The sequence below is a fragment of the Vibrio sp. 10N.222.54.E6 genome, assembly GCF_041473955.1.
In the GTDB taxonomy this organism is placed as follows: domain Bacteria; phylum Pseudomonadota; class Gammaproteobacteria; order Enterobacterales; family Vibrionaceae; genus Vibrio; species Vibrio tasmaniensis_A.
Genome location: NZ_JBFRTD010000112.1, coordinates 1 through 397 on the forward strand (window position 1 = coordinate 1; position 397 = coordinate 397).

1 protein-coding gene is annotated in these 397 nt (G+C 45.1%); it reads right to left on the bottom strand.

Going from position 1 to position 397, the window contains the following annotated elements; all coding sequences use genetic code 11:
* Window positions 1–397: reverse transcriptase domain-containing protein (locus tag AB4513_RS24790; protein ID WP_372193490.1), on the bottom strand; the 397-nt coding region annotated here is incomplete at both ends.

The following is a 397-nucleotide window of genomic DNA, read 5'->3' on the forward strand; positions in this document are numbered from 1 at the left end:
CTTTTCTCTCGATTTACCGTGAGCTTCAGCTTTTGCTCCAAGAACTCCGTTATCGACTCTTTAACTCGATAAGCGGCTTCTTCACTATGAACGTAGATTTGGCAGTCGTCTGCATATCGACAGAACTTATGCCCTCTGCGCTCTAACTCTTTATCCAGTTCATCTAATACGATATTGGATAGCAACGGGGATAATGGTCCACCCTGTGGTGTCCCTCTTTGTCTCTGTTCAACCATCCCGTTTCGCATTATGCCTGCCTGTAGATATGACCTGATGAGCTTCAACACTCGTTTATCACTGATGTCCTGTGACAGTCTGTACATCAGTCTATCGTGATTCACTGTGTCGAAGTATTTCGCTAGGTCGATATCTACAACATAACCTCGACCTTCTCGGA